The sequence below is a fragment of the Actinoplanes sp. NPDC049118 genome (genome assembly GCF_040648555.1).
GTDB lineage: Bacteria > Actinomycetota > Actinomycetes > Mycobacteriales > Micromonosporaceae > Actinoplanes.
The window spans coordinates 1-19,817 of the sequence record NZ_JBEZDY010000030.1 but is presented as its reverse complement, the minus strand read 5'-3'; the positions used below and the strand labels follow the sequence as shown (position 1 = coordinate 19,817).

15 protein-coding genes are annotated in these 19,817 nt (G+C 73.1%); 6 read left to right on the top strand and 9 right to left on the bottom strand.

What is annotated here, in order from left to right; translation table 11 throughout:
* The first annotated feature begins 65 nt into the window (after positions 1-65).
* The 5 genes from AB0B58_RS34845 (at position 66) to AB0B58_RS34825 (ending at position 5,607) form a co-directional block, all read left to right on the top strand.
* Entirely contained in the window at positions 66-794 is a 729-nt protein-coding gene (locus AB0B58_RS34845; RefSeq protein ID WP_360232828.1) for an ABC transporter ATP-binding protein, read from the top strand.
* On the top strand, positions 784-1,533 hold the full coding sequence (locus tag AB0B58_RS34840) for an ABC transporter ATP-binding protein (RefSeq protein WP_360232825.1): 750 nt from the start codon (positions 784-786) through the stop codon (positions 1,531-1,533). Before AB0B58_RS34845 ends, AB0B58_RS34840 begins: the two co-directional genes overlap by 11 nt.
* A gap of 48 nt (positions 1,534-1,581) precedes the next feature.
* A complete protein-coding gene (locus AB0B58_RS34835) occupies positions 1,582-2,499 on the top strand; it encodes a LamG-like jellyroll fold domain-containing protein (RefSeq protein WP_360232822.1) in 918 nt (305 codons plus the stop codon).
* A 2-nt stretch (positions 2,500-2,501) separates the two neighbouring features.
* A complete protein-coding gene (locus tag AB0B58_RS34830; protein ID WP_360232819.1) occupies positions 2,502-4,568 on the top strand; it encodes a PQQ-dependent sugar dehydrogenase in 2,067 nt (688 codons plus the stop codon).
* Between the two features lie 82 nt (positions 4,569-4,650).
* Positions 4,651-5,607: a S41 family peptidase gene (locus AB0B58_RS34825; RefSeq protein WP_360232816.1), complete on the top strand. Its 957-nt coding sequence runs from the start codon at positions 4,651-4,653 to the stop codon at positions 5,605-5,607.
* 12 nt (positions 5,608-5,619) lie between these two features.
* Here AB0B58_RS34825 and AB0B58_RS34820 read toward each other — a convergent pair whose 3' ends face one another.
* Both AB0B58_RS34820 and AB0B58_RS34815 read right to left on the bottom strand, forming a co-directional pair.
* Entirely contained in the window at positions 5,620-9,144 is a 3,525-nt protein-coding gene (locus AB0B58_RS34820) for an AAA family ATPase (protein WP_360232813.1), read from the bottom strand.
* Positions 9,145-9,266: 122 nt separating this feature from the next.
* A complete protein-coding gene (locus AB0B58_RS34815) occupies positions 9,267-9,683 on the bottom strand; it encodes a hypothetical protein (protein ID WP_360232810.1) in 417 nt (138 codons plus the stop codon).
* Positions 9,684-9,902: 219 nt separating this feature from the next.
* On the opposite strand from AB0B58_RS34815, the gene AB0B58_RS34810 reads away from it, so the two are divergent.
* The gene (locus tag AB0B58_RS34810) at positions 9,903-10,826 is read left to right on the top strand and encodes a homocysteine S-methyltransferase family protein (RefSeq protein ID WP_360232808.1); all 924 of its coding nucleotides are present in this window, start codon (positions 9,903-9,905) and stop codon (positions 10,824-10,826) included.
* A 27-nt stretch (positions 10,827-10,853) separates the two neighbouring features.
* On the opposite strand, the gene AB0B58_RS34805 is transcribed toward AB0B58_RS34810, so the two are convergent.
* The 7 genes from AB0B58_RS34805 to AB0B58_RS34775 all read right to left on the bottom strand — a co-directional run.
* Positions 10,854-11,990, bottom strand: coding sequence for an FAD-dependent monooxygenase (locus AB0B58_RS34805; protein ID WP_360232805.1), 1,137 nt, complete (start codon positions 11,988-11,990; stop codon positions 10,854-10,856).
* A gap of 82 nt (positions 11,991-12,072) precedes the next feature.
* Complete coding sequence (locus AB0B58_RS34800) at positions 12,073-14,262, bottom strand: alpha-galactosidase (RefSeq protein ID WP_360232802.1); 2,190 nt, start codon at positions 14,260-14,262, stop codon at positions 12,073-12,075.
* A 105-nt stretch (positions 14,263-14,367) separates the two neighbouring features.
* Positions 14,368-14,832 (bottom strand): DUF309 domain-containing protein, encoded by a 465-nt coding sequence (locus AB0B58_RS34795; protein WP_360232800.1) that lies wholly within the window; start codon positions 14,830-14,832, stop codon positions 14,368-14,370.
* A 7-nt stretch (positions 14,833-14,839) separates the two neighbouring features.
* Positions 14,840-15,952, bottom strand: coding sequence for an aromatic ring-hydroxylating dioxygenase subunit alpha (locus tag AB0B58_RS34790; RefSeq protein WP_360232797.1), 1,113 nt, complete (start codon positions 15,950-15,952; stop codon positions 14,840-14,842).
* Complete coding sequence (gene solA, locus AB0B58_RS34785) at positions 15,949-17,100, bottom strand: N-methyl-L-tryptophan oxidase (protein ID WP_360232794.1); 1,152 nt, start codon at positions 17,098-17,100, stop codon at positions 15,949-15,951. The genes AB0B58_RS34790 and solA overlap by 4 nt, the downstream gene beginning before the upstream one ends.
* 8 nt (positions 17,101-17,108) lie before the next feature.
* Positions 17,109-19,460 carry an FAD-dependent oxidoreductase gene (locus tag AB0B58_RS34780; RefSeq protein WP_360232791.1) on the bottom strand — a complete coding sequence of 784 codons (2,352 nt, stop codon included), beginning with the start codon at positions 19,458-19,460 and terminating at the stop codon, positions 17,109-17,111.
* Positions 19,457-19,817, bottom strand: a 361-nt coding sequence (locus AB0B58_RS34775; protein WP_360232788.1) for a glycine betaine ABC transporter substrate-binding protein, incomplete at its 5' end; no start/stop codon positions are given. The genes AB0B58_RS34780 and AB0B58_RS34775, both read right to left, overlap by 4 nt.

Here is a 19,817-nt window from a genome sequence, read left to right as displayed (position 1 = left end):
GCGAGCGAATCATCAGCTCGGCGTCGAAGTCATGTCGTCACCGGAGCGCCGGCGGAGGTGACCGCATGACCCTCGAGACCCGAGATGTCCGGAAGGCGTTCGGGGGAGTGGTGGCGCTCGACGGCGCCACCGTGAGCTTCCGGCCGGGGCAGGTCAACGCGCTCATCGGGCCGAACGGATCCGGCAAGACCACGTTCTTCAACTGCGTCACCGGGATGATCCGGGCCGACGGCGGGCGGATCACGTACGCCGGCCGGGACATCACCCGCAAGGCGCCGCACGCCGTCGCCCGGGCCGGGGTGGGACGCACGTTCCAGCTCTGCCGGGTCTTCCCGCGCATGTCGGCGCTCGACAACGTGCTGGCCGCCGTGCGGCCGGCAGGCCTGGCCGGCGGGCTGCGCGGCGCGCGGCGCCCCGCCGAGGTCGACCGGGCCCGCGGCTGGCTCACCCGGCTCGGCATCGAGCACCTCATCGACGTCGAGGCCCGCAACATGTCCTGGGGCCAGCAGAAGCTGCTCGAGCTCGCCGGCGTGCTGATGGGCGAGCCGGAGACCATCCTGCTCGACGAGCCGGCCGGCGGCGTGAACCCGGCGCTGCTCGACCGCATCGGCACCCTGGTCCGCGAGCTCAACTCCGAGGGCCGGACCTTCGTCATCGTCGAGCACAACATGGACCTGGTGATGAGCATCAGCGACCACATCGTGGTCTTCGACCGGGGCCGCCCGATCGCCGAGGGGCCGCCGTCGCTGATCCGCACCGACGAGCGCGTGTTGGGGGCATACCTTGGCGTCTGAGATCGAGCTCGTCGACGTGCAGGCCGGCTACGGCCGCGCGGCGCCGGTGCTGCGCGGCTTCAGCGTCGCGGTGCCCGCCGGGACCGTGGTCTGCCTGGTCGGGCCCAACGGCGCCGGCAAGTCCACGGTGCTCAAGGTGGCCGGCGGGCTGCTGCGGCCGAGCTCCGGCCGCATCCTGGTCGGCGGCACCGAGGTCACCGGCGCCGGCCCGCAGAGGATGCTGGCCGCCGGCGTGGCGCTGGTGCTGCAGGGCCACAGCGTCTTCCGCGAGATGACCGTCGCCGAGAACGTGCTGCTCGGCGGCTACACCATCAGGGACAAGGCCGGGATCGCCGAGCGCACGGCCTTCGTCCGGGACCTCTTCCCGGTCGTCGCGCAGCGCTGGGGCTCGCTGGCCGGGCTGCTCTCCGGCGGCCAGCAGAAGCAGGTCGAGTTCGCCCGCTCGCTGATGGTCGACCCCAAGGTGGTGCTGCTCGACGAGCCGTCGATGGGCCTCGACCCGAAGGCCACGAGCACCATCTTCGAGCAGGTGGCGCGGATGCGCGACGCCGGGACGGCGGTGCTGCTCGTGGAACAGAACGCCCGGCGGGCGCTGCAGACCGCCGACATCGGCTGCGTGCTCGACCTCGGGCGCGTGCACGTCTCCGGGCCGGCGGCCGAGCTGCTGGCCGATCCTCAGCTCGGCGAGCTCTACCTCGGCGGCCGTCCCGCCGAGCCACCCGTCGCACCGAAACGCTGAGTTCACCCGCGGCGGAAACCCATGCAACTTCGCTGAGAGGGGTCAACGATGACAAGAACCGGCCGCGCGCTCGTCACCGTCGCCGCGGTCCTCGCGACCGGCGCCGCCACCGCACCGGCTCAGGCCGGCGGCACCGGCCCGCACGACATCCATCCTTCCCTGCGACCCGATGTGGTCGCCTTCTACGACTTCGACCACCCGATGCCGGGCGACCCGGCACTCGAGGCGGACCGGGGCCGCTCCGGCACCGAGATCGAGCTGATCAACGGGGACGCCGGGATGCGCGTGCGGGACCGCGCGTATCCCGGCGGCCGGCAGGTGCTGCAGACCCGGCCGACAGCGGCGGCCGCCGACGACGACTGGAAGGCCGGCGCCTGGTCGGCCAGCGGCGTCCGCACGCTGCGCGCGTTCAACGCGGTCGAGGGCATCACCGTGATGGGCTGGTACAAGCGCTCGATGGACGCCCCGGCCGCGGGTTTCAACGCGATCGGGCTCACCGGCGTGCTGACCGGCGACTCCGACGGGCACGCCGTCCGGGCGCTGCTCGAACTCATCGACGTCAACGGCACGCTGCGCCTGGTCGCGCTGGGCCGGCGGATCGACGGCGGCAACTCGCAGACGTTCGCGGCCGACGGGGACTGGCAGGTGCTGCTGCCCAAGGACGAGTGGGTGCACCTGGCCGCGACGTTCGACTACACCAGCGGCGCGATGGCGCTGTACCGCAACGGCAAGGCGGTACCGGGCTTCTACACCCGCAACGACGACCCGTGGCTGATCAACGGCCCGGGCCCGCACGTCACCACGGCCACCGATCCGCGCGGGATCAAGATCGGCGGCAGTTTCCCCTGGCAGGGCTCGCCGGACCGCAACCCGTGTGACTGCCGGATGGACGCGCTCATGCTCCTCGACCGCTCGCTGCCGGCGCGCGACGTCGCGAACCAGTACCGCTTCATGACCCGGGGGTAATCATGTACCGCAGGTTCCTGCCCGTCGTTCTGCTACTACTGTCCACAATGGTCGCGTGGCCGTCGCCGGCCCGGGCCGCGGACGGCGCCGTCCACGACCCGGTGCCGACCGAGCCGGTGACCTCGCGGCTCGGGCTGGAGCTCACCGAGTACGCCGTCTTCCCGCAGTCGTTCACCGACCCGCCACTGGTCGACCAGCGGCTCAACCGGATCGCCCGGATCAACACCATCATGGAGGTGCCGGACGGCTCGGGCCGGCGAGCGGTGCCCGACCTGAACGGCAACCTGTACCTCGTCGAGGACGGGGTGCCGCACGTCTACCTCGACGTCGCCGCGACCTTCCAGCCGGAGTTCTTCTCCGGCCGGGGCCTGGGTCAGGGCTTCGGGTACGTCACGTTCCACCCGGACTTCAAGCGCAACGGCCTCTTCTACACCATCCACACCGAAGAGGCGGCCATCACCGCCGACGTGCCGGACTACCGGCAGACCAACGTGCTCTACCACGGCGTCATCAACGAGTGGAAGGCCGCCGACCCGGCCGCGGACACGTTCGCGGGCACCCACCGCGAGGTGCTGCGGATCGGCTTCGGCGGCCAGATCCACGGCATCCAGGAGATCAACTTCAATCCGACCGCCCGGCGCGGCGACGCCGACTACGGCAACCTCTACCTCGCCGTCGGCGACGGCGGCCAGGGCGTCGGCAACACCGACCCGCAGAACCTGGCGATGCCGCACGGCAAGCTGCTGCGCATCGACCCGCTCGGCACCAACGCGCCCAACGGAAAGTACGGCATCCCGCCGTCGAACCCGTTCGCCGGGCAGGCGGGCAGCCTGGGCGAGATCTACGCGTACGGCTTCCGCGACCCGCACCGGTTCAGCTGGGACCGCGGCACCGGCCGGCTGTACCTCGGCCACATCGGCGAGCACGCCATCGAGGCGATCTACGACGTGCGGCCCGGCGACAACTTCGGCTGGAGCGAGCGGGAGGGCGCGTTCGTCTTCGACAGGACCCCCACGACACCCTGCGACCGGATCTTCCCGCTGCCGGCGGACGACGCGGGTTACCAGTACCCGGTCGCCGCGTACGACCACAACCCGGCACCGGGCTGGAACTGCACCTCGGACGTCGGCGTGGCGGTCGCGGGCGGCTTCGTCTACCGCGGCCGGGACGTTCCGGCGCTGCGCGGCAAGTACGTCTTCGGCGACCTGGTCAACGGGTGGGTCCTCTACACCGAGGCCGACGAGATGCGCCGCGGCCGCACCCCGGCGACGATCCACCGGCTGAACCTGTTCGACGCGGCCGGCGTGCCCGTGCGGATGCGGGAGCTGTCGTCGCCCGGCGCGCCCGGCGACCCCAACCGGGTGGACCTGCGCTTCGGCACCGACGCACAGGGCGAGCTCTACATCCTGGCCAAGGCCAACGGGAAGATCTGGAAGGTAACCGGCACCCGCACCTTCGCCGCGGCGGCGCCCGGCACGACGAGGGTCCGCGACACGATGCGCCCGTCCAACTGGGCGCCGGTCACCGAGTCCAAGTGGCGGTTCACCGGCGACCAGGTGATCCTCGCGGAGGCGGGCACGGAGCGGCCCGGGCCACGCCGCCCCTTCGAGTACGCGGTCCTGGCGGCCGGCCCGGTGCTCTCCTCCGTGGAGATCACGGGGAGCGTCCGCCTCGACGAGCCGGTCGAGGTCACCAACCGGGACGTGATCATCGTCTTCGGCTACCGGTCGGACACGGAGTTCTACTACGCACACCTGTCCACCGACAACACGATCTACCCGCACAACGGCATCTTCAAGGTCGACAACGCCGACCGGGAACGCATCGACCACGAGTGGAACGGCCGGTCCCGCGGCGCGAACCCGGCGGTGGTCGACACCCGGTGGCACGACGTGCGACTCCGGCATCTGCCGGACACCGGCGAGATCGCGGTGTACCTGGACGGTTCGAAGGACCCGCTGATGACCGCCCGGGACACGACGTTCGGTTCCGGCCGGGTGGGCTTCGGCTCGTTCGACAACATCGGCCGGCTGCGCGACCTGAAGGTCACCGGCACCCCGGCGGCCTGACCCGGAGGCGGGCCCGGCGCCGCGTTCGCCGGGCCCGCCGGCGGGGCGGCGCCGGACGCCCGGACCGGCTAGGTTGTCCACCATGTCGCCGGACGTCATCGACGAAGCCCTCACCCTGCTCCGCGCCAGGTACATCTTCCCGGAGAAGGCCGAGGCCGCGGCCGCGGCGATCCGGCGCCGCCGGCAGGCCGGGGATTATGCGGGGCTGGACGAGCCGCGGCTCGCCGAGCGGCTCACCGCGGAGCTGTTCGAGGTCTGCGGCGACAAGCACCTGCGGGTCCGGGTGCGCGACGCCGAGCTGCACGCCGCGCTGACCCCGCAGGAGATGACCGCGGCCTACCGGGAGCAGGTGCGGCACGCCAACTACGGCATCGCCCGGGTCGAGCGCCTCGACGGCAACGTCGGCTATCTCGACCTGCGCCAGATCGCCGATGCGTCGGCCGGCGGCCGGGCCATCGCGGCCGCGATGGAGCTGGTGTCGCACACCGAGGCGCTCATCATCGACCTGCGCAGGAACCGCGGCGGTTCGCCGAACGGGGTCACCTTCTGGCTCAGCTACCTGTTCCCCGACGACGAGACGCACCTCAACAGCATCTACGACGGCGAGTCCGGCAACACCCGGCAGTTCTGGAGCCTGGCGTGGCTGCCCGGCGAGCGGTACCTCGACCGGCCCGTCTCCGTGCTGACCAGCGAGGTCACGTTCTCCGCCGGTGAGGAGTTCTGCTACAACCTGCAGGCGCACGGGCGGGCGACGCTGATCGGGCAGACCACCCGCGGCGGCGCCCATCCCACCGAGTTCTTCCCGATCACCCCGACGCTGGAGATCACCGTGCCGGTCGCCCGGTCGGTCAGCCCGGTGACCGGCGGCAACTGGGAGGGCACCGGGGTCGTGCCGGACGTCGAGGTGCCGGCCGGGCAGGCCCTCGCCACGGCGTACCGGCGGGCGCTGGAGCACGTCCTCACGACCTCGGCGCCCGCGTCCGTCCTGGCCGAGGCCCGGTCGGCGCTGAACGACCCGGCGGCGGCCGCCGCGGCCTGAGGGCGCGACGGTTCACTCCGGGTCGTCGTCCGACGGCCGCCAGACCAGCACGGTCGCGTCCGCGCCACCGCTGGCGATCCAGTACCTGCCGTTGGGGCGGGGGAGCACCGTGACCGACCGGGCGCCGCCGACGTGCCCCGTGAACCGGGCGATCTGCACGCCCGAATCGGGGTTCCAGATGCGGACGCTGGCGTCGTCGCCGCCGCTGACGAGCCAGTGCGTGCCATCGGGACGCGGCAGCAGAGCGACCGAACGGACGCCGCCGGCGTGTCCGGTCATCCGGGCGACCTCGACGCACAGGCTGGGATCCCAGATGCGGATGGTGCCGTCGTCGCCGCCGCTGACGAGCCGGTGCGTGCCGTCGGGACGCGGCAGCACCACGATCGAGCACACCCGGCTCCGGTGACCCTCGAGCGCACCCTCCCACGTGCCGTCCACCGGATTGCGCAGGTCGATGGTGCCGGCGTACCCACCGACGGCGATCCAGGGCCTCCCGTCCGGCCGGGGCACGATCGCGAGCGACTCGACGCCGCTGATGGTGTTCGTCAGGCCGCGGCGTGCGTACTCGCCCGTCTCGGCCTCCCGCAGCCGCATCGTGCGATCCGAGCCGCCGGTGACGATCCACGGCCGGCCGTCGATCTGCGACATCACCGCGACCGCCTGTACCCAGCTGCTGTGCCCGCGGAGCTCCTGGATCAGTACGCCGCTGTCCGCCTCCCAGACCCGCACGACGGCGTCGGCTCCGGCGCTGACGATCCAGTGGAAGTCGTCGTGCCGCGGCATCACCGCGATCGCGCCCACCCCGCCGGGGTGCCCGTCCAGCTGATGCACCTGCTCGCCCGTCACCGGATCCCACATCCGGACGGTGCCGTCGGCGCTCCCGCTGACCAGCCAGTGCCCGCCGTCCCAGCGCGGCAGTACGGCCAGGCTCTCGACCTGCGCGGTGTGTCCGGCGAGCCCCGGGAGTTGGGTGTGCGGGCTCCAGATGCGTACCGTCCGGTCGGCGCTGCCGCTGACGATCCGGTGCCGGCCGCCGGAACCCGCCAGCACCGCCACCGACTGGACCCAGTCGCTGTGACCCGTGAACCGCTGCACCTGGTCGCCGGTCTCGGGATCCCACACGCGCACGGTCCGGTCGGTGCTGCCGCTGACGATCCGGTGCCGGCCGTCGGGATTGGGCAGCACGGCGACCGACCACACCCGTCCGGTATGGCCGCGAAGATCACGCAGGTGGGCGCCGGTCCGGCAGTCCCAGACCTGGATCGACCGGTCGCTGCCGGCGGTCACGATCCAGTGCTGGTCGTCCGGGCGCGGCACCACCGCGATCGACTCGACCTCGCCCAGAACGCCGGTCAGCTCGCCGATCCGGGCACCGGAGCCGACGTCCCACAGGTACACGCTGCTGCCGCACACCGCGGCGATCCGGTGCCGCCGGTCGGTGCGGACCACCAGCGCCACCGGCCCGAGCCGGCCGGGGCTGGCGGTCAGCGTGAGGATCTCGCGCCCGGTCTCGAGGTCGCGGATCTCCACGGTCCCGTCGGCCGCGGGACAGGCGAACCAGAAGCTACCGTCCGGCCGGTTGAGCAGGTGGGCGGGCCGGCCGTCGGCGACGAGCCGGGCGGGCCGCAGGTCGTGCTCGGCGCCGGTGTCCGGATCCCAGGCACGCACCAGCGCCCGCTGGTTGCCGAGCACCACCCAGTGTCGCCGGTCGGGACGCGTGAGCACGGCGACCGACTGCCACCAGTCCCCGTGCCCGGTGAACTGGCGCGCCTCTTCGGCGGTGTCCGGGTCCCACAACCGGACCGTGCCGTCGTCGCTCGCGCTGACGATCCAGTCGTTGCCGCCGGCCCGCGGCAGCACCGCGACCGACCCCACCCGGCCGGTGTGACCGGCGAGGGTGCGATGGGTGGTGCCCGACCAGAAGCCCGTCTCGACGACCCAGGGCCAATGCGCGCGCCGGACGACGGACTCGGCGAGGGCGTCCGCCCGCGTCTTGCGGGCCCAGACGTGCAACCACCAGAGCCCGTCGTCACCCCAGTCGTTGGTCGCGGCCTCGAGCGCGGCCGCGGCGGCCAGCCCGGCGGGCGTGGTCAGCTCGTGCCGGTGCCGCAGGATCCGCCACGGAAGGCAGGTGAGCGGGAAGCCCGCGATGCGCATGAGCTCGTCCAGGTACCCGGCGGCCGCCGCGTGTTCGGCAAGCATGAGCCGGGCGTACCCGTCGGCCCTGTCCCAGTCCGGCCGCCCGTCCCGGTCGACGGGTATCAGCCACCGGGTGATGGCCTGATGAGCCGTGCGGCCCGCACGGCTCAGCTCCTCGCCGAGGCCGGCGTCGGTGTGGTCGGCCGGCGCCTTGACGAAGAGATCGCGGAAGCTCTGGTGCCGGACCAGGTAGGTCGGCCGGCCGGGCGGATCGAGGTTGGCGTCCAGGAACGGGCGGGCCGGTCCGTTGAGCCAGGCGCCGATCTCCTTCGGATCGGCGTGCGGGCCGATGATCGCGGCGACCTCGTCGGCGCCGGCGGGCCGCTGCAGCGCGGCCAGGGTCGCCAGCGCGGGCAGTCGCAACCGGTCCCAACGGTCCGGCTCCGCGGGCGTCGTGTCGCCGGCCCAGCGCCGGATCTGCTGGTTGTAGTAGCCGCGCAGGCCGGTGGGGAGGCTGGCGACGTCGGCGGGGGAGCGGATACCCTCGCGGATCTCGTCCAGCACGTAGCGGAGGTAGATCCACACGCCCTTGCAGCGGGCGAGCAGGGTCTCTACGAAGAACTCCGCGGCGACGTCGTGACGTGCCAACGCGTCGTGCAGGGCACGGTCCGCGCCGGTGCCGATGACCCTGGCGGTGAGATAGTCGCGCATGTCGGCCAGGTTGTCGGCGCTCTCGACCGGGATCTCGGTCCAGCCGACGCGGGCGCGATCGGCGAGCGGGTCGAGCGGGATCCCGTGGCGGCTGGTCGCGATGATGAACACGCCCGCGGGCAGGGACTCGGGCACCGGAAGCCCGAGCGGAATGCCGGTGTCGACGGCCGGCCGGTCCCGCTCCGCCTCGTCCAGGCCGTCGACGACCAGGATCAGCGGCCGGCCCGGGCGGACGCGGTCGCGTTCACGCGCGGCGGCGTCGAGCACGTCGGCCAGCCAGCGCGGATTCTCCGCCGCCACCGGGAAGAGGCTTCCGGGCGCGAGCTGGCGCTCGAGTCCCCAGCCCATGATGATCTGCGCGGCCAGGCTCTTGCGGCCGGCCACCGGGTCGCGCTCGCCCGGGCGCACGAAGTAGGCGGGGTACCCGCGGGTCCACATGAGGTGGGCGGCGAGGGTGCTCTTGCCCACCCCGGCCTCGCCGAGCAGGACCACGTAGCCGTAGTTGTGGCTCGCGACGAATCCGTCGATCTCGGCGATGAGCTGGCGGCGGCCGCGGAAGTTGGCGAGGTCGAGCCGTTCGAACACGTTGCGGCACAACCAGTCCGGGGTGTGCACCGCCTGGTGGAGCCAGTCGGGCCGGCCCTCGACCGAGACGAAGGTCGGGCAGTTGACCACGGTCCCGTTCACGTCCCGCCCCACGAAGGCCGCGCCCGGCGCCAGCCACGCCGCCGCGCCCGCCGGGTCCGGCGGATCAGCCGGCCGGACCTCGCGGGGCGACCGAGCGGACCGGGAGGGCGACCACCACCTCCTCACGCGGAAGGGCTCGGCGCATCGCCGGCGTCGGTGGTGACGTCGCCGGAGATCCCGCCGTCGGCGGAGACGCCGCCGGGCCCGATCCACCGGCGCCATCGCGCCGGGCGCGGGGGCTCGTGACGGGCGCCGGAGTCACCGCCGGTGAGTCTGACCCTGGTGCGGACCGTGCCGGTGATGTCCCGGCCCGCGTGTACCCCGCCGGGACCGACGTAGACCGGCCCGGGATCTTGTGCCGGACGCCGACCGGGCGACGCACCCGCCAGGCGTATCGCGAGAGTCGCCGCGGCGAGGGTGGCGACGGCGTCGGCGACCCACCAGTACCAGCCGCCGTGGAGCTCATTGGTCAGCGCGCCGGTGACCGTCGCCATGACGACGAGGACCCCGGCGCCCCAGGCTGAGCCGCGTGCCGACACTCGGCATCACCTTCCTTCCCGCGCCGCAAAGTCTAGAAAGGATCGTCGTGCGGCAGCTAGGAGCCGATCGGCCACCGATACCCGTACGGGTGACCTTCCCGCGCTGGTGCCGGACACCCCCTGGAGGAGGTCAGTGTGCCTGGAAATGGTGAAAGAACCAGACCGACAGGTCTGCTAGAACCAGACTGTTCAGTCTGGTACGACGAAAGGCGCGCCATCATGACCACGTCATTGCCGCAGTCGTCCGGGCGCCCGGTTGTCACCGACGGTGGCCTGGAGACCGACCTCATCTACCATCACGGCGTCGACCTGCCGTACTTCGCCGCCTTCCCGCTCCTCGATGACGAGCGCGGCCGGGAGCTGCTGCTGCGCTACTACAACGAGTACGTCGACATCGCCCGGCGGGCCGGCGCCGGTCTGCAACTGGAGACCCCGACCTACAAGGCCAACCCGGACTGGGGCGACCGGCTCGGCTACACCACCGGCGACCTACGCCGGGTCAACCGTGACGCCGTGGTCCTGCTGCAGCGGCTGCGCGACCGGGCCGGAGTCGAGACGCTGCTGATCAGCGGCAATCTCGGGCCGCGCGGCGACGGCTACGTGGCCGGCGACACGGTCGACCCGGACGAGGCGGCCGCGTACCACGCGCCGCAGATCGAGGCGTTCGCCGACGCCGGCGCCGATCTGGTCACCGCCCTCACCCTGACCGGCACCGGGGAGGCGGTCGGAATCGTCCGCGCGGCACGGGCCGCCGGGCTGCCGGTGGCCGTGTCGTTCACGGTCGAGGTCGACGGGCGGCTTCCGGACGGCACCTCGCTGGCGGCGGCCGTCACCACGGTGGACGCCGAGGGCCGACCCGACTACTTCATGGTCAACTGTGCCCACCCCACCCACATCGCGCCCGGGCTGACCGGCGGTGGCGACTGGCGCACGCGTATCGTCGGGCTCCGCGCGAACGCGTCGGTCCTCAGCCACGCGGAGCTCGACGCCGCCGATGAGCTGGACGAGGGCGACCCGGTCCAGCTCGCCCGAGCCCAGGACGCACTGCGGCCGCACCTGCCGAGCCTCGCCCTGATCGGCGGCTGCTGCGGCACCGACGCGCGCCACGTGGCCGCCATGTGGGGTGTCGCACCGGCCGGCTGATCGCCGTCGAGCGTCGGCCGACCTCTGTCATGGCTGAGCCGGAGGGTGCCAGTCGGTAAAGCGGGCCATGGAGCGCAACGCCAGCCGCGGCGGTGTCAGGCGCATGACGGCGTTGCGGGCGGCCACCGCGATCGGGTTCTCGAGTTGCTGGCCGAAGCGGCCGATCATCCGCGAGGCCTTCGCCACCTGTTGACTGCGGGGGCGGCGTCGGGCGTCGTAGGCGGCGAGCCCCGCTGGCCCGCCGGCGACGGCGGCCAGTACGACGGCGTCTTCCAGAGCCTGGTTGGCGCCCTGACCGAGGCTCGGCGTCATCGCGTGCGCGGCGTCGCCGAGGAGCGCGACGCGACCGAGGACGTACGTCGGGAGCGGCTCGTCGAGGCACGCCAGGTCGTCGCGCAGCACGGTGTCGGTGGCCGCGACAAGGGCGGGGATCGGGTCGTGCCAGCTGCCGAACCTGGCCAGGACCGAGGCTCTCTCGTCCCCGGCCGGCCTGCCGGGGACGGCGTTGACGGCGGCGAACCAGTAGACCCGGCCGTCCACCAGGGGCACGATGCCGAACTCGGCGCCCCGGTCCCAGGTGATCGCGGCGGCGAGGTCACCGTCCCAGACCTGCGTCACCCCGCGCCAGGCCCGCACGCCGATGTGCACCGGGCCGGCGGCGGCCGGCCACATCAGCCGGCGCACCGTGCTGTGGATGCCGTCCGCGCCGACCACGAGGTCGGCTGCGATCCGGGCCGGTCCGGCCGGGCCGTCGTAGTCGACCAGGCCGTCCGCGGTTACGGCGGTGACCCGCGCGCCGGTCACCACCGTGTCGTCCGGCAGCGCGCCGAGCAGCATTTCGTGCAGGTCGGCGCGGTGGACGCCGATCGCGGACGTCCCGAGCACCCGTTCCAGGTCGCCCGCCGCGATGCGGGCCAGCCATCGGCCGTCCGGCCGGCGGGTGCCGCCGGACCCGCCGGGGCGGCCCTGCAGCTGCACGGCCGCGGCGAGGCCGAGCGCGTCGAGACAGCGCATGCCGTTCGCCTGCAGCACCAGGCCCGCTCCGACCGGCCGGAAGACCGTGACCCGCTCGAGCACCGTCACGTCCCAGCCCGCGCGGCGCAGGCCGATCGCGGCGCTCAGTCCGCCGATGCCGGCACCGACCACCACTGCCGTCCGCGCCATTCCCGCTCCTTCTACAAACGTAGAGGGCCATACTACAGCTGTAGAGAACCGCCTCGCGTGCGGGATGGCTTGCCAGGCATGGTCAGGTGCGAACCTGGGGGATGCCGTCCACGCCGTAGAGCACCGCCTGGTCGGGGTGCACCCGCGGGCAGGCGACGCCGGCGTGTTCGAGCGCGGCCCCGCTGAGGATCCGGCCGCCGCCGTCCTCGCCCCACCAGGGCGGGGGGACCAGCCCGGACGGCCCCGGGCCGACCAGCAGCGGCCGGATCCGGTATCGGCGGTCGGGGTCGAGGCCGCGCAACCGCAGCCGTACGGCCGGGTCGGGTGCGATGCTGTCCGTGATCGCCATCGCGAACAGGGCCCGGGAGCGGTCCGGCGCGACGACGCCGTGCACGAGGATGCGGTCGCCGTAGCCGTCCATCCGGACGATGTCGCCGCCGAGCAGCAGGTCGCGCCGCTGCCGGTAGAAGGCGATCCACTCGCTCAGCTCGGCCGTCTCGGCGGGGGTGGCCTCGGCGAGGTCCCACTCGATGCCGAGGTGCCCGAACACCGCGGTGGCCGCCCGGAAGCCGAGGTCGTGGCGGCGGCCGGTGACGTGCGAGCGGCCCGACGCGATGTGCGAGCCGAGGTACTCGGGCGCGACGAGCTGGGCGGTCCAGCGCAGCATCCGCTGTCGGTCGTGCGGGTCGATGTTGTCGGAGACCCAGACCCGGTCGGCCCGCTCGAGCACGCCGAGGTCGACCCGGGCGCCGCCGGAGGAGCACGACTCGATCTCGAGGCCGGGGTGTGCGGCGCGGATCTCGTCCAGCAGCCGGTAGAACGCCAGCGTCTGCGCGTGCACGCCGGGCCGGCCGCGGTCGGTCCGGTTGCCGGCCTCGACCAGGTCGCGGTTGTGGTCCCACTTCAGATAGCCGATGGGGTATTCGCCGAGGACGGCGAGGATCTGCGCCTTGACGTGCTCGTACGCCTCCGGGATGCCGAGGTTGAGCACCTGCTGGTTGCGCGACTCGAGCGGCGGCTCCGGGCGCGCCGCCATGATCCACTCGGGATGCTCCCGGGCCAGGTCCGAGTCCGGGTTGACCATCTCCGGCTCGAACCAGAGCCCGAACTGCATGCCCAGCGCGCGCACCCGGTCGACCAGCGGGTGCAGGCCCGCCGGCCAGACGTCGGGCGAGACCACCCAGTCGCCGAGGCCGGACGTGTCGTCGCGGCGCGAGCCGAACCAGCCGTCGTCCAGCACGTACCGCTCGACGCCGACGGCCGCGGCCCGCTCGGCCAGGTCGATCAGCCGGTCGGCGTCGTGGTCGAAGTAGACGGCCTCCCAGACGTTGAGGGTGACCGGGCGGTCGGCGGAGACCCGCGGTTCGCGGGCGCGCAGGTGCCGGTGGAAGCGCCGGGCGATCTCGTCGAGGCCGTCGCCGTACGCGGCGTAGACCCACGGGCTGGCGTAGCTCTCGCCGGTCGCCAGGCGGATCTCGCCGGGCAGGAGCAGCTCGCCGCCGCCGATCAGGCGCTCGCCGGTGTGCACCCGCTCGGCGTAGTGGATGTGGTTGCCGCTCCACGCGGTGTGCACCGCCCACACCCGGCCGGAGCCGAAGCCGAACCCCGCCGTGCCGGCGTGCAGCAGGTGCGCGCCGTCCGCGCCGGTCCGGCCCCTGCGGTTCTCCCGCAGGTGGGTGCCGGCCGGGAACGGGCCGCGCTGGGGTACCCGCTCCTGGTTGTGCCGGCCGGTGAAGTCGAGCAGTTCGGTGGCGTCGGACGGCACCGGAAAGGAGAGCACCAGATCGTCGACCGCGTACGTCTCGTCGGTGAGGTTGCGGACCGCCGCCCGGGCCCGCAGCAGGCCGGCCGGGAGCAGTTCGAGGACGATGCGCAGCTCCAGGCGGGCGGAGTCGTCCACGGCACGCACCTCGAGGCCGCCGGCGCCGCCGGCGTGGAAGCCGCAGACCGGTTCGCCGCCGACCGTGACGGAGGTGGAGCGGAACGCGGGCGACCAGCCGGCACCCGCGAACGAGCCGCTGAGGCCGGGGCGGCCGGTCCAGCCGGTGCGGTGCTCCGGCACCAGGGCGATCCGGGGCCGCGGCTCCGGATCGTTGGAGCCGGCGACGCTCACCGCGGTCGCGGCGAGGGCCTCGGCCTGCGCCGCGTCGAGGGTGGCCACCGCCGGGCCCCAGTAGAGGATCGCCGGAAGCCGGCCCTCGCTCGCGTCGACCAGGACGGTCACCCCCGCGGCCGTCAGGGCGACGATCGAACCCTCGGTGCCGAGCCGCATCCGAACTCCCCGACGTCGAGGGGTGCTAAATCGATCTATCGACTATGGATTCGGAGATTCCGGGTGTCAAGGCGCACCGTGTCACCCGAACGGGCGGCGGCCGCCTCAGGCGGTCAGGCTCGGCGCCGTCACTTCCCCGCCCGGCCGGCCGGCGGCCTGCTCACGCGCCCAGGCGGTCAGCGCGGCGACGGGCACGCCGTACGGCGGCGTCGCGGCGTACGGCTCGATCCGGTCCGCGGCCCGCAGCAGCAGCCGGGCGGCGCCGGTGGTGTTGCCCCGCCGCGCGTGTGTCAGGCCGACGCAGAGCTGGGCCAGGCCCTGCCAGAGGTCGCGCTCGTTCTCCGGCGCGGCCTTCCACGCGGCCTCGAGCACCTCGTGCGCGTGGAACGGGCGCCCGGCCGCGAGCAGCCGCTCGGCCTCCCGCAACGCCTCGGCGGGCGGCAGGATCAGGTCGTCCGGGGTGGTCGGCACGCCCTCGGCGCCGTGCGGCAGCGGCCGGCCGAGGCCGTCGCGCGGCCGGGCGTTGCGCGGCCGCCCGGCGGCGTCACGATCACGCGGAGGGCTCGGCATCCGGTCATCATCGCACCTGGTCACCCAGGCGCTCGCGCAGCCACCCGTGGAAGGTCGCGAGGTGATGCTCGCTCGGCACCAGGACGCCGCCGTCCGCGTACGCGCGCGACGACATCGCCGGCTGGCAGCGTTCGCAGGCCTCGAAGTCCTGGCGGTTGACCCGGTCGAACAGCTCGACCGAGTTGGTCAGGTCGCGCCCCTGCGCGACCACCTCCGGCAGGTAGAGCCAGTCACACTCCACCACCGTGCGGTCGCTCGCCACCGGGTACATGCGGTGCAGGATCACGTGGTCGGGTACCAGGTTGAGGAAGACCTGCGGCTTGATCGTCACCGCGAAGTAGCGCCGGTCCTGCTCCCGGGCGAGGCCCGCGATCGCGGTCACGCCCGCGCCGCCGTCGACGGTGAAGCCCTCGATGCCGGGCCCGAACTCGGCGCCGTGGCCCACGTAGTACTGGGCCGCGTAGCCGCCCGCGAACTCCGGCAGCACGTGCACCAGCTCGGGATGGATGGTGGCGCAGTGGTAGCACTCCATGAAGTTCTCGATGATGAGCTTCCAATTGGCCCGCACGTCGTAGCGGATCCGCCGGCCGACCGTCAGGTCCTCGATGCCGTAGCGCTCGAGCGCCGCGAGGTCGCCGAGCCGCTCCTCGCAGGCGCCCTGCACGGTCTCGGCGAACGACGGCGGCGTCGCTGCCAGGCAGACCCAGACGTAGCCCAGCCACTCCCGGACGTGCACCGGGCGCAGGCCGTACTCGACCCGGTCGATGTCGGGCATCCTCACCAGGTTCGGCGCCGCCACCAGCCGGCCGTCGAGGTCGTAGGACCAGGCGTGGTACATGCAGCGGAAGGTCCGCTTCACCGCGCCCTCGTCGTCGGCGCACAGCATCGCGCCGCGGTGCCGGCAGATGTTGAGGAACGCGCGCGCCTCGCCGGCGGCGTTGCGGGTCACCAGGACGCTCTCCCGGCCGACCTGCACGGTGCGATACCGGCCCGCGGCGGCGATGTCCGCCCCGCGCACGGCGCAGAACCACATCGTCTCGAAGATCCGCTCCTGCTCGGCCGCGAACACGGCCGGATCGGTGTAGTAGGCGCCCGGAAGCGTCGGCAGCAGGCTGGTCATGAGGTCACCCCGGACAGGCGGCTCGGGTCGAACAGGCCGATCGGATGGCGGGTGGTTCCGGTGGTGGCCAGGTCGGCGAGGATCTCGCCGACCACGGGGACGAACTTGAAGCCGTGCCCGGAGAAGCCGCACGCGACGATGACCGCGTCGTGCGCCGGGTGCGGGGCGATCACGAAGTGCTCGTCCGGGGTGTTGCTGTATAGGCAGGTCTTGGCGCGTAGGAAGGTGCCGGGAAGGTCGGGCAGGTTGCGCCGGGTCCGGTCCGCCATCGTGCGGATCTCGTCGTCGTGCACCTCGCGGTCGATGGTCTCCGGGGTGGTGACCACGCCGCGGCGGAAGAACGCCACCTTCGCGCCGCCGTCCGGGCCGTCGATCGCCGGGAAGCCGTAGATCTGGGTGCCGGTCGCGTCCTCCCAGATGTAGATGGGGTGCCGCTCGGGCACGAACGGGCCGACCCCGCCGGTCGGCTGGAACCAGTACTGCACCTGTCGTTCGATCGTGAACGGCACGCCTAGGTCCGCCAGCAGCTGCGGCGCCCACGGGCCGGGGGTGACTACCAGCCGGCCTGCCTCGTAGGAGCCGGCGCCGGTGCGCACCCGCACGCCGCCGCCCGGCAGCGTGTCCCAGCTCGTCATCGGCTCGTCGAAGTGCAGGTCGGCGCCCGCGCGGGCGGCCAGCGCCAGGTGCGCCGAGACGGTGGCCTCCGGCCGCACGAAACCGGCCCTGGCTTCGAAGAGGGCGACCTCGTCCGGCTCCGGGTTCAGCGTCGGGAAGCGGCGCCGCAGCTCGGCGGCGTCGAGCATCTCGTGCTCGAGGCCCCACCGCTCGGCGCTGGTCCGGCTGCCGGAGACCGTCAGGCTCTCCGGCCGGCCGACCATCACGCCGCCGGTCAGGGTGATCACGTCCCGGCCCGAGTCGCGGGCCAGCCCGTCGAACAGCTCGTACGCCCGCAGCAGCAGCGGCACGTACTCCGGGCTCTCGAAGTAGGACTGCCGGGTGATCCGCGAGCCGCCGTGGCTGGCGCCGCGGTCGTGGGCCGGGCCGAACCTCTCCAGACCGAGCACCCGTACGCCCCGGGCGGCCAGGTGGTACGCGGCCGCGCTGCCCATGCCGCCGAGTCCCACCACGATGACGTCATAAACACCCACGAGGACTCCTAACGCCGGATGCGTTCATGTTTCGGGTCGAACAGCGGCTCGGCCGCCACGGTGGCGTTCAGCATCCGGTCGAAGTAGCCGACCTGGACGGCCGTGCCCGGCACCGCGACGGCCGCGGGCAGCCAGGCGTACGCGATCGGCGCGCCGACGGTGTGCCCGTACGCGGCGCTGGTGACGTACCCGACGGGCTCGCCGCCCGCGTAGACCGGCTCCCGGCCCATCGGCACGCAGCCCTCGTCGGCGAGCACCACGCAGGTCAGCAGCCGCTCGGGGTCGACCCGCCCCAGCAGCGCGGATCGGCCGGTGAAGTCGCCGGCGTCCAGCCGCACCGCGAAGCCCAGCCCGGCGGAGTACGGGTCGTCCTCGGCCGTCATGTCCGTGCCCCAGGCCCGGTAGCCCTTCTCCAGCCGCAGGCTGTTGAACGCGGCCCGGCCCCCGGCCACGATCCCGAGCCGCTCGCCGGCCTCCCAGAGCGTGTCCCACAGCTTCGGGCCGAGTTCGGCGCTCGCGTAGACCTCCCAACCCAGCTCGCCGACGTAGGAGAGCCGCAGCATGGTCACCGGCACCGGACCGAGGTGCGCCCGGCGGGCCTTGAAGTAGCCGAACGCGGAGTGCGAGACGTCGATGTCGGCCAGCGGCGCGATCAGGTCCCGGGCCAGCGGCCCCCAGACGCCGAGGCCGCAGGTGCCGCCGGTGATGTCGCGGACGGTGACCCCGGCCGGCCGGTGCCGCAGCAGCCAGTCCAGGTCCAGGGGGCCGTTGACGCCGAGCTGGAACCGGTCCTCGGCGAGGCGGGCGACGGTCACGTCGCTGCGGATGCCGCCGGCCGCGTCCAGCAGCAGGGTGTACACCACCGTCCCGACCGGGCGGTCGACGTCGCTGCTGGTCAGCCCCTGCAGGAAGGAGACCGGGCCGGTCACCTCGAGGCGGGTCAGCGGGGTCATGTCGTACAGGGCGACGCCCTCGCGGGTGGCCCGGGCCTCGGCGGCGGCGATCGGCGACCAGTGCCGCGACGACCAGTCGTCACGCTCTACCTTGGTGCGCGGCAGCCCCGCGTTCGCCTCGAACCACAGCGGACGCTCCCAGCCCGCCGCCTCGCCGAAGACGGCGCCCAGAGCGACCTGCCGGGCGTGGAACGGGCTGACCCGCACGTCGCGGATCGAGGGCGGGTCGAGCGGATGGATGATGTCGTACACCTCGACGAAGCTGCGGATCGAGCGCTCCCTGACGTAGTTCGGGGAGAGCTGGCTGGGGTCGAAGCGGTTCAGGTCGCACTCGTGCAGGTCGACGCCGGGCCGCCCGTCGACCAGCCACTGTGCCAGCGCCCGGGCGACACCGGCGGAGTGCGTCACCCAGACCGCCTCGGCCGTCCAGAAGCCGCGCACGTCGCGCGCCTCGCCGATCAGCGGGAAGCCGTCCGCGGTGAACGAGAAGACGCCGTTGAACCCCTCCCGCGGCCGCGTCGCGGCCAGCACGGGCAGCAGCTCGGCGGCCGCCGCCCAGGACTCGTCGAAGTCACCGGGGGTGAACGGCAGCATGGACGGCTGTTCGCCGGTGGAGAGGTCGTCGAGGCCGACCGGCATCGGCCGGTGCAGGTACGAGCCGATGCCGAGCCGGTCGCCGTGACCGCGAAAGTACAGATCCCGGTCCTGGTGCCGCAGGATCGGCTCCGGCGGCGCGGCGTCCAGGGCGCCGGTGCGGACGTACTGGTGTGCCATCGGCAGCAGCGGGACGCCGACGCCCGCGAGCGCGCCCACCGCCGGGCCCCAGAAGCCGGCGCAGCTGACCACCACGTCCGCCGGATAGAAGGCGTCGTCCGTGCGTACCCCGGTGACGCGGCCGTCGCGCTGCTCGATCGCCACGACGCGCTGGTGCGCCAGGAAGCGTGCGCCGCGGGCGGTGGCCCGGCGGGCCTGCGCCTCCCCGGCGTCGACCGCCCGGGCCAGGCCGTCGCCCGGCACGTGCAGCCCGCCGAGCACGTCGCCGAGCAGCGGGTACAGCTCCCGGCAGGCGTCGGGGCCCAGCACCTCGGCTCCGACGCCCCAGGAGGTGGCGTAGCCGTGCCGGCGGTGCAGTTCGCGCAGCCGCTCGCCGGTGGTCGCCACCTCGAGGCTGCCGACCGTGTCGAAGCAGCCCAGCTCGGTCAGCTTGGCCACGGTGTAGCTGGCGAACGCGGTCATCGTCCGCGACGGGTTGGTCTGGAACACCAGGCCAGGCGCGTGCGAGCTGGACCCGCCGGTGGCGAAGAGCGGGCCCTGCTCGAGCACGGTGACGTCGGTGCGGCCGCGCTGGGTGAGCTCGTCGGCCAGCGAACAGCCGACGATCCCCGCCCCGATGATGACTACCGTCACGGAATCCACGGCTTCCAGGTGGCCTCGTGCTCCTTGGCCCACTTCTCGCCGGCTGCTTCGGCGGTCATGCCCTGGTTGGTGATGTAGTCGGAGACGAGGTTCTGGTCCTCGTTGGTCCATTGGAAGTTCTTGATGAGTTGGTAGGCGGTGTTGTTGGTGTCGGCGAACTTCTTGCTGGCGATCTTGTCGAGGGTGTAGTCGGGGTAGTCGCAGGCGATCTTCTTGGGGTCGGCGTCGCAGCCGGTGGTGTAGGCGGGGAGTCTGACGCGGGCGTACTTCTCCTTGGCGAACAGCCACTGGGGTTCGTAGAAGTAGAAGAGCAGTGGTTTGGTCTGTGCGGTGGCTTGTTGGGCGGCC